The organism is Candidatus Peregrinibacteria bacterium (assembly GCA_016220175.1).
Taxonomy (GTDB): Bacteria; Patescibacteriota; Gracilibacteria; order CAIRYL01; family CAIRYL01; genus JACRHZ01.
Map to the genome: position 1 here is coordinate 1 of JACRHZ010000031.1, position 8,878 is coordinate 8,878.

Annotated in this window: 7 protein-coding genes; 2 read left to right on the forward strand and 5 right to left on the reverse strand. The window is 37.9% G+C overall.

The genetic code is table 11. The annotated features are described in order from the left end of the window. The first annotated feature begins 143 nt into the window (after nucleotides 1–143). Together HZA38_02950 and HZA38_02955 are read left to right on the forward strand one after the other, a co-directional pair. Nucleotides 144–1,904, forward strand: a complete 1,761-nt coding sequence (locus HZA38_02950; GenBank protein MBI5414449.1) for a 2-oxoacid:acceptor oxidoreductase subunit alpha — start codon at nucleotides 144–146, stop codon at nucleotides 1,902–1,904. Between the two features lie 9 nt (nucleotides 1,905–1,913). Beyond that, entirely contained in the window at nucleotides 1,914–2,834 is a 921-nt protein-coding gene (locus HZA38_02955; protein ID MBI5414450.1) for a 2-oxoacid ferredoxin oxidoreductase, read from the forward strand. A gap of 17 nt (nucleotides 2,835–2,851) precedes the next feature. Here HZA38_02955 and HZA38_02960 read toward each other — a convergent pair whose 3' ends face one another. The 5 genes from HZA38_02960 to HZA38_02980 all read right to left on the reverse strand — a co-directional run. Beyond that, nucleotides 2,852–5,077, reverse strand: coding sequence for an S-layer homology domain-containing protein (locus HZA38_02960; protein MBI5414451.1), 2,226 nt, complete (start codon nucleotides 5,075–5,077; stop codon nucleotides 2,852–2,854). Between the two features lie 766 nt (nucleotides 5,078–5,843). Beyond that, nucleotides 5,844–6,494 (reverse strand): DUF4279 domain-containing protein, encoded by a 651-nt coding sequence (locus HZA38_02965; GenBank protein MBI5414452.1) that lies wholly within the window; start codon nucleotides 6,492–6,494, stop codon nucleotides 5,844–5,846. A 98-nt stretch (nucleotides 6,495–6,592) separates the two neighbouring features. Then, entirely contained in the window at nucleotides 6,593–7,570 is a 978-nt protein-coding gene (locus HZA38_02970) for a hypothetical protein (GenBank protein ID MBI5414453.1), read from the reverse strand. A gap of 83 nt (nucleotides 7,571–7,653) precedes the next feature. Beyond that, complete coding sequence (locus HZA38_02975) at nucleotides 7,654–8,250, reverse strand: hypothetical protein (GenBank protein MBI5414454.1); 597 nt, start codon at nucleotides 8,248–8,250, stop codon at nucleotides 7,654–7,656. Nucleotides 8,251–8,286: 36 nt separating this feature from the next. After that, nucleotides 8,287–8,878, reverse strand: a 592-nt coding sequence (locus HZA38_02980; protein ID MBI5414455.1) for a hypothetical protein, incomplete at its 5' end; no start/stop codon positions are given.

An 8,878-nucleotide genomic window follows, 5' to 3' on the forward strand; every position in this document is an offset into this window, starting at 1 on the left:
AATTTGCGATACGATATCTCTGTCTAAGTGAGGATTTCTTTTTCATTTTGAAAGAGGTTATTGTTCCTCCTCATCTTAGACATACTCCTATTCCCGTACAATTTATTTGTGCAACAAAGCCATTCCTAATTCCTAATTCCTAATTGACCAGGCACGTAATAAAAATAACCGGCGCCAGTGGATCTGGACTTCTCTCTACCGGAGAAATCCTGATGAAAGCGCTTAAAAGACAAGGATTTTACATGAATGCAGATCGGGAATATCCTTCACTCATCAAAGGAGGACATGCAAATTTTCAGGTAAATTTCAGCACAGAAAAAGTGCACGCTCTTTCTCAAAAAGTAGACTTATTTTTGGCAGTAGACCGAGTGGGACTTAAGGAATACATACATACAGCACCAAAAGGGAGCATTTTTGTTCATGGAGACGAGCGGTATAAACTCATTGTTCCGAACGTAGAGAAAAAAGCTGAGGAGCTCAGTGTTCGACTGGTCTATCTTCCCGCCAGGCAAATTGCCTATTCATTTGGCGGGAATGAACTCATGACAAATATGGTGCTTCTGGGACTCGCATGGCGAGTGCTTGGACTTCCACTCAATAAACTTCAAGAAGAAGTAGAAAAAAGATTCGCATCTAAGCCAAAAATATTGGAAATTGACCTCAAATGTTTGAAGGCAGGCTATGATGCAAATGGCATTCCAGACCTTCCAAAATTAGATATTTCTCATCCCAAAAAAACTCCAAAAACAATGCTTATTAATGGAACTGAAGCACTCTGTCTTGGGGCAATTCATGCCGGAGTCCGGGCGTATTATGCATATCCGATGAGTCCTTCGAGCGGAATTTTGACGTACATAGCGAAAAAAGCAAAAGAGACAGGAATGCTTGTAAAACAGGGAGAAGATGAAATTACTGTTGCGGAAATGACGCTGGGATCAATGTTTATGGGAACAAGAGCACTCTCAGCTACTTCTGGTGGCGGATATGATCTCATGACCGAAACTGTTTCTCTCTCAGGAATTACGGAAACTCCATTCGTGATTGTGAATTGCCAAAGACCGGGACCTGGAACTGGTCTTCCCACATGGACATGCCAAGGAGATTTGGATTTAGCGCTCTATAGCTCTCATGGAGAATTCCCTCGAGCGGTACTCGCCTGCAGTGACCCCGAGTCTTCATATGAACTCATTCAACACGCCCTGAATATTGCGGAAAAATATCAAATAATAGTTGTTGTTCTCACAGAAAAAACAATTTTGGAGTCTCGAATGACGACGGAATTTTTCGAATTGAAAAAAATTCCGATAGAAAGAGGCATTGTCACTGATCCAAATGCATTAAAAAACCTCGTGTCAAAAAATCGCTATGAATTTACAGAGTCGGGCGTTTCTTTAAGATGGCTTCCCGGATCAGGCCCCGCGCATTATTATGCGAATGGCGATGAACATCACGAGGATGGAACTCTTGCAGAGGATGCAGAGCCGGCAAAAAAAATGATGGAAAAAAGAATGCGAAAACTAAAAACTGTGGAAGAAACTCTTCCCGAGCCGGAAATATATGGATCTCCCAAAGGAGCTGACGTTTCATTTGTGGGATGGGGAAGTACAAAGAATGTGATGCTGGATGCAATTCAAGAAGCAAAATTATTGAAACTGAGCATCAATTACCTTCATTATGATTACGTATGGCCACTCAAGACAAAAGTAGCGCAAAAGTTTTTTGAGGAGAATAAGAATGTGTGTTTGGTGGAGGGAAATTATCTGGGACAATTTGGAACTCTTTTTGAAGCGAAGTCTGGACTCAAATTTCAAGAAAAGTTTTTGAAGTACGACGGAAGAGCATTTTATCTTGAGGAGGTTCTGGAATTTTCAAAGAAAATTCAAAATTTAAAATTCAAAATTTAAAATTTCCCCATGCCTTGTCCAAATCCATCTGATATCGAAATTCTCCAAAAACTCGCTGAAAACCCTGAAGCGTATCTCGCGTATGAAGAAAGTGATCAGATGCTCACTTGGTGTGATGGATGTGGAAACTTTGGAATTGAGCAATCTCTTTTTCGAGCACTCGCTCTTGAGGGAATTCAAAATCAGGAGGTGTTATTTTGTTTTGATATTGGATGTCATGGAAACGCCTCTGATAAAATCGGTGCATATACAATTCATGGACTCCACGGAAGAGTTCTTCCTCTTGCAGCGGGCGCTGTTCTCGCGAATAACAAAATGAGAGTCATTGCTTTCGCCGGCGATGGTGGAACTTTTAGCGAAGGTGTGAATCACTTGGTCCATACGATTCGAAATAATTATCCCTTTTTGTTTATTTGCCATAACAATGAAAATTACGGACTTACAACAGGTCAGGCGTCTTCAGCCACAAGAAAGGGCTCGATTATGAACTCTTCTCCCGATGGCGTTCTTCTTGATGCAGTAAATGTTTGTCATTTTGCGCTTTCCCTTGGTGCGACATTTGTTGCGCGAACATTTTCTGGTGATGTGAAACACCTGACAAAAATTCTTCAGGCAGCGCTTCATCATAATGGTTTTGCGTTTGTAGAAGTAATGCAGCTCTGTCCCACGTATAATAAAGCAACATCTCAAAATTGGTTTTGGGAACGAATTCAGCATATTGAAGATATCCCCGGATATGACGTAAAAAATATTGATGCGGCATTAGCAATTTCTCAAGATCTTGAGAAAAAAATTGCTATGGGAATTTTATTTCAGCGAGAAGATACGAATTTTCTTGAGAAAGTTCCTCAACGAAAAGAAAAAAAAACGACTCTCACGGAGGAAGTGGAATACTACGATATCCAGAAGTTTATGGAGGAGTTTGAATAGAATGATTTTTGCATTCCTCATGATTTCTCTATTTGAAAGCTTTCTGCAATGTGTTCAAAGGTAGGATAGTACTCATCTATTGTTTCGGAAAATGCGGTAAATGTAAGAGAATATACATCCTGATTATTAAGAAAAATGTATATCACAGTCCGGAGAGAAATACCGACAGGTGAAAAATCATACTCCAACCTTTTCACTTGTTTTCCGGCAATCTCGATTGTCTCTTCACGAATGACTTTCACTGTTTCATAAAAATTTTTCTCCTTCTCTTTCACTTTCTTGAGATATTCGTCAAGAGTAAGAACATCTGAGAGCTTTTCAAAACTCACACCTAGACTCTCTTGTATGAGATCGTTTTCATTCTGGAGCGGACTCAGCGCAACAAATAGTATCTTTTCATCATCACTCGTGGTTTTTGCCTTCATTCCAAGCTCGGCGGGATCTGTGGCAGAACTCCATTCCACCGGAATTTCAAGAGAAAAAGATTTGTCCTCTGAAGTGAACTTTGTAAATTCCGGAAGCGCTGATTTTTCCTCAAAACGGAGAACTCGATACATAGTTTCGCTCACGCTTGACCTCCTCATTCCTCCATACGGTTCATACGTTCCCGATGTTTCTTCCAAAAATCCGAATGTATTCGCCACCTGAATATACGCTGAAAACCATTCTCCGAGATCAACATCAAGAAATACACTTTCAGTCGCTCGTTCAGGGATTTTAAATCCATACGCTTCCAAAATTATTTTTATTGCCTCCACTTTCGAAACCGTTTGTCCAGGACGGAATGTGCCATCTTCATATCTTTTTACCCATCCTTTTTCCTTGGCATAGCACACATATGGAGTAAACCAAAGATCAGCAGCCACGTCTAAGAAACAATCTTTTGCATACTGTGCAGCATCAAAATTTTTCGGATTGGCTTCGATAATAATCTTGAGCAGCTCTCCTCTATTTACTGGTTTGAGTGGTTTAAAGCTGCCATCCTCATATCCCCGGAGAATATTTTTCTCTTTCAAATATTCTATGGCTGTTCTATTTTTGTGAGTTGTGGAAACGTCCGAAAAGGAAGATTCCTCCGGAGGCGTATAATCATCATTTTCTTTGGCACATTTTCCATATTTTCCGATGGCAAAGCCCTCGTCGCAAACACACTTTCCTTCTTGCGAGAGAGTTGAGTGCGTTCCACATTGTTCAACACTAAAGAGCTTTCCTGTCTGTTCTTTCTTCTCGTCTTTCTTCTCATCCTTCTTCTCTTCCTCCTTTCCTTCTTTTGGAATAGTTTTTTTACAGTTCATATTATCTGGATCATCGTTTTCCCATTCATATCCTTCCTCACACTGGCAACCTTCTTTCTGTGTCAAAAATGAGTTTTCCCCACATTGTTTCTTCTTCCATGCTTCATACTCTTCTTCTTTCTTTTGGAGAACCTCTGTAAGAATTCCCTCGTTAATGATACCTGATTGCTTCCCCAGAAAAATTTCTACTGTTTTTATAGGCATTATATAGCCAATATTTCCATCTCCCCCAACGACAAGTGTCGGGATGCCAATAAAGTTATTATTTTCATCAAATACCGCTCCTCCTGAATTTCCCGGATTTAGTTTTGTATCGGTTTTAATAAAGAATGTGTAGGAGGATCCGAGAACATCCATCGTATCAAATCCGCTCACTATTCCCGTTGTGAGGGTAATATTGCTTCCGCCATATCCAGGAAATCCGTATACAAAAATTTTCTCACCAATTTGAACACCATCTGCATTTAAAGGAGAATTAATTGATGAGAAATATACGGGGTCGATATCAAATTGAGTTGGATATTCCGCAAGACCAGTTTTCCCATCTGGACCAGGTTCATCTGTATATCCATGAGTAATTTGAATATGTGCGAGGTCGAGATACTTATTGTATTTCAGGACTTTTCCTCGGAATCTGCAAGAAGGTGGCTCAGTATAGCTATATGTTAAACATATGAGGAAACTGTATTTTTCTGGATTCTCGATGTATTCAGCAAGAACATGATAATTGGTAATCACTTCGTTTTTATAAGAACCGATAATCACACCAGATCCTCCTGAAACTGCTTTTGCGTTCTCCACATCTTCAAGAAAACCAATGGGAGCATCAAATACCAAAATTCTTACAACAGAAAAAGCCTGAGCGTTCGCAGGCGTGGCGTATGACTCGTGCGAGAAAGGGAAGATGAGGAATCCTAAAAACAACGAGGAGAGAAGGAATTTTTTCATATATTGGGAAAAAACAAAAAAAATAATTTAATTAAGTGCACAGCTTTACGTGTTTTTATAAAATTGTCAATGCTGCTGACTTGGTTTTGGTGTAAATTTTTAATAATTTTTTAATAAATCATCATGTGGACATGTGTTTGTTATGTAAATAAGACAGGGAATGTGATTGGGCATAATTACTAGAAAGGTTCCCCACATACATATCGAAGTCAATTTCTAAATTTAACTTTCCTAATCTTTTTATAATTTGAGGATTGAAATGAAATCCACCAATACATCCATTTCCAATATAATAATATAGAAACATTGTTATATATTTTCCTCGGACTTCAGAGGTGTAAAACTTATCCAAGAACACATAAGATCTGGGTCTATTACAAGTTTACCAGTCGACTTTAGCCGATATTCTCCTTTTGGAGCTGTTGTTATTCCACGTAGATCAGGAGGGAGTTTGAAAAGTTCTTCAGTTCCATCTTTTTTGATTACTATGCCTTCCTTTTCATTAATTCTTAGGATATTTCCATAAAATTGTTTTCTCCCGATAGGATTTTACGAGTTTCTTTATGAGCTTTGGTTTCGTTTCGTCCATGGTTTAGGGGTTATATTTCCAAGCGCTCAATCGATGCCGACTTCGCCATAGGAAGTTGTTCTTTTTCAAACTCCGCGGGAACTGGCTTGTAGCCAGTTCCTAAACATTTGGGACCCGCCTGCAAGGCGGCTCCCGCTGAAGGTTGAATTTAAAATATTTTGTATCTTGCTGCCATAATCATCGGAAAGGTTCTCCCCACACATACATATCGAAGTCAATTTTTAAGTTCAGCTTTCCTAATCTTTTTATAATCTGAGGCTCGAAGTAAAATCCGCCAATACAACCGTTTCCAATATAATAATATGGAACTACCTGAATACAAACTTCAGATATTTTTGTCAGTTTTATAATACCTTTCGCGTCTTTTTCAAGTATATTTACAAAATTCTTCAGTTTTTCTTCAAATGAGCCAGCAAGTTCCTTATCTGGTTCAATGGTGATAGCATGAAACTTTGAGGTCATTCCTTTTCCATATCGCAATTGGTCTCCCATATTCACAACTTCTGAGGGTTTAATTTTCGTGCAAGAGATAAGATCATCAGTATTTCTATCATAAGAAATAGCTCTCAGATAAATTCTTATCCCAGGAGTAATATCAATCCATCTGACAGATATTTCTGGTTGAGTGTCTAAGTAGACAGTAAAAAAGAATCGTTCCTTTTCTATTTCGAAATAAACAATAGCTTCTTTCTCTCTTATTTCAAGTTTCGAGATTACTGGTTGGTCGTTCTCATATTTAATTTTCAGTACGGACAGATATTGTTGGGTAGTTCCAAAACACCTTTCCTTTATTTCTTCGATTGCTTTTTCTAGGATAATTTTTTTCATGATCTTAATTATAATGATTAATTTTATTATTTCTTAGATTTTCCATTCTGTAAAAATAAAAAAATGAAGAATAGACCATAAGATAAAAATAATAACGCCTATTTTTTATCAGTTTTCTGATCAGAATTACTTTTTGATTGGTTTGGATTCGGTAATTGTGGTGCTATACCCGCTGCAAAGAAATTTTTAATATTTAATCCAGTCTCTATCGCCTCGCCAGTACCGTTTTTGAGCATTAAAACAATATCCCCTGTCGTTTTATCTTTGAAAAGATCAAACTTTGCAATGTCGCTGCTTCCTTTGCCTAGTAAGTCTTGCTTGATTTCATGAATGTCATATCCATTGTCTTTAAGTCTATCTGTTTCACCCTTATTAAGTTTTTCAATATTTCCTCGATTCTTTTCATCCTTTTTCTTATTATTCTCATCATCATTGTTGCTTCCACCAGAATCCGTACTGCTTTGAGCTTGAATGCTTGAAGAATTTTCTTGGGATTGTGTATCATCTCCTTCGTCGAAAAGCTGTGCAATTGCATAAATAGTTCCTCCAACAACTATTGCTGCAGCCACAACATCAGCTGGTCCAGGTACAGGACTGTCAACCATTGCAGTTCCAAAACCCGTAAGCCATGCTGTTTTTAACGCCTCAATAGCTTCAGCATAGTCCCTCCCAGTCTGATCCACGTACTTCAGCGGATTATTCCTCACATACGCATATTTGTTAAGGGACTGTGGATCTTTAAGATCTCCTTCCCACGGATCCTGAGACACAAACCTCGCGATTTTGGGATTGTAGTATCTGGCTTCATAGTAATACAGCTTGGTATCTTCATCAAGTTCCTTTCCTGTAAACGTGTAGTCATTTGCGTAAGTGGTGGATTTTTCATCAATTCTGCTTTCTCCAAATGGATAGTAGTCTATGACTTCGAGGACATTTCCGCTTATATCTGTGTCGACACTGGCGCCACTCAAATGATCTGCATGATGGAAGACCAGAAGCGGAGCAGGAATATCATTGACCGTAAGAACAAATGAGTCGGAGATTTGTCCATCTCCATTTATCGCATTAACTGTCACTGTGTAAGTTGCACTCGGAGTGGCAATTCTGGGAAGAGTTTCCCCTATATTTTAAGGAACAAACCTATGTGGAGCAGGTGACCTCACTCATTCCCGCCAACACCTGCTCCCGCTGGGTGAATTGCTTTTTTAATGACCTCATCTTTCCCATCCATATCTCCTAGAAGAAATTGTCTCTTATATTCTGGTACTTGATAATAAATTTCTTTTAGTTTTTTTCTCAAATCTTCACTTTTAGTTTTTTCATATTCTCTAAAAAGCGCTATACATTTTTGACCTGATGTTAAACGATTGTTTAGTTCTTCTATCATATCTATCACTTCTTTTAAAAATTCTTCTTCTCTCACAAATGACTTAACGTTAGTAATACTAAAAGTTCCAAATGGATAGATTTTCACCTGTACATTTTCTGGTAATTGTGTTTTTACTTGCCCACTTTTTAATAATGCTTTTAAACCTTCAATATTTACAAATTCTCCACAATGAACATCTATTTTTCCATCAGCATAAACATTAATTTGACTAAAATGATATTCATTGTTAACAATATTATCGCGAACAAAAACTGATATTTGCCTCCCTTGTATTTTTTTCTCTGGTAATTTATTACCAAATTTATCAACAACATCTACACGATATATTTTTTGAAGAGGAATTATTAATTTTGTTACTGAATGCATTTTAAAAATAACTAAAAAAAATAAAAAATCCTCCATTTATTTTTCATTTTTTTCTTCTACTGTCACTTTCTCTTCATTTATGATTTCATTTCTCGTGATTAATAACGGCACCAAGAATTCACCATTTTTACTTCCTGGCACTGGAATTAAACGATCTTTTGATATGCGTAAAGTATATATTGATCCATTATGTTCTTCATAGTTTGTAGCATAATCTTTTGCGACGTTCGGATCAGCAGTGACAGATACAAATGGTGAATAATCACTATTTTCCGTATGTCTTTCTACTTGCTGATCCAAAGTCCCTTCGTTAAATACAGACTCGATCCCATTCTCAATGCCCTTTGCAAGAAATCCGTTCTTTCCTGAATAATCCCCCCTATAAACTGTAACATACTCTTCTTCAGTTTTTTCCTCACTTTTTGCTTGGCTTTGCGATTGTGCTTGTGATTGAGTTTGACTTATCGATGCAGACTGGGTATTTGACGAATCATCTGGTGGAACAATAGTTTTTGATAATTCATTTCCTAGTATCTTTACGGCGATCATTCCTAAGAGATTTATCCCAGTAGCTATTATTGCTCCTTCAGTAAAACACATATCCCAAAAGCATTTTCCCGTCGGATCC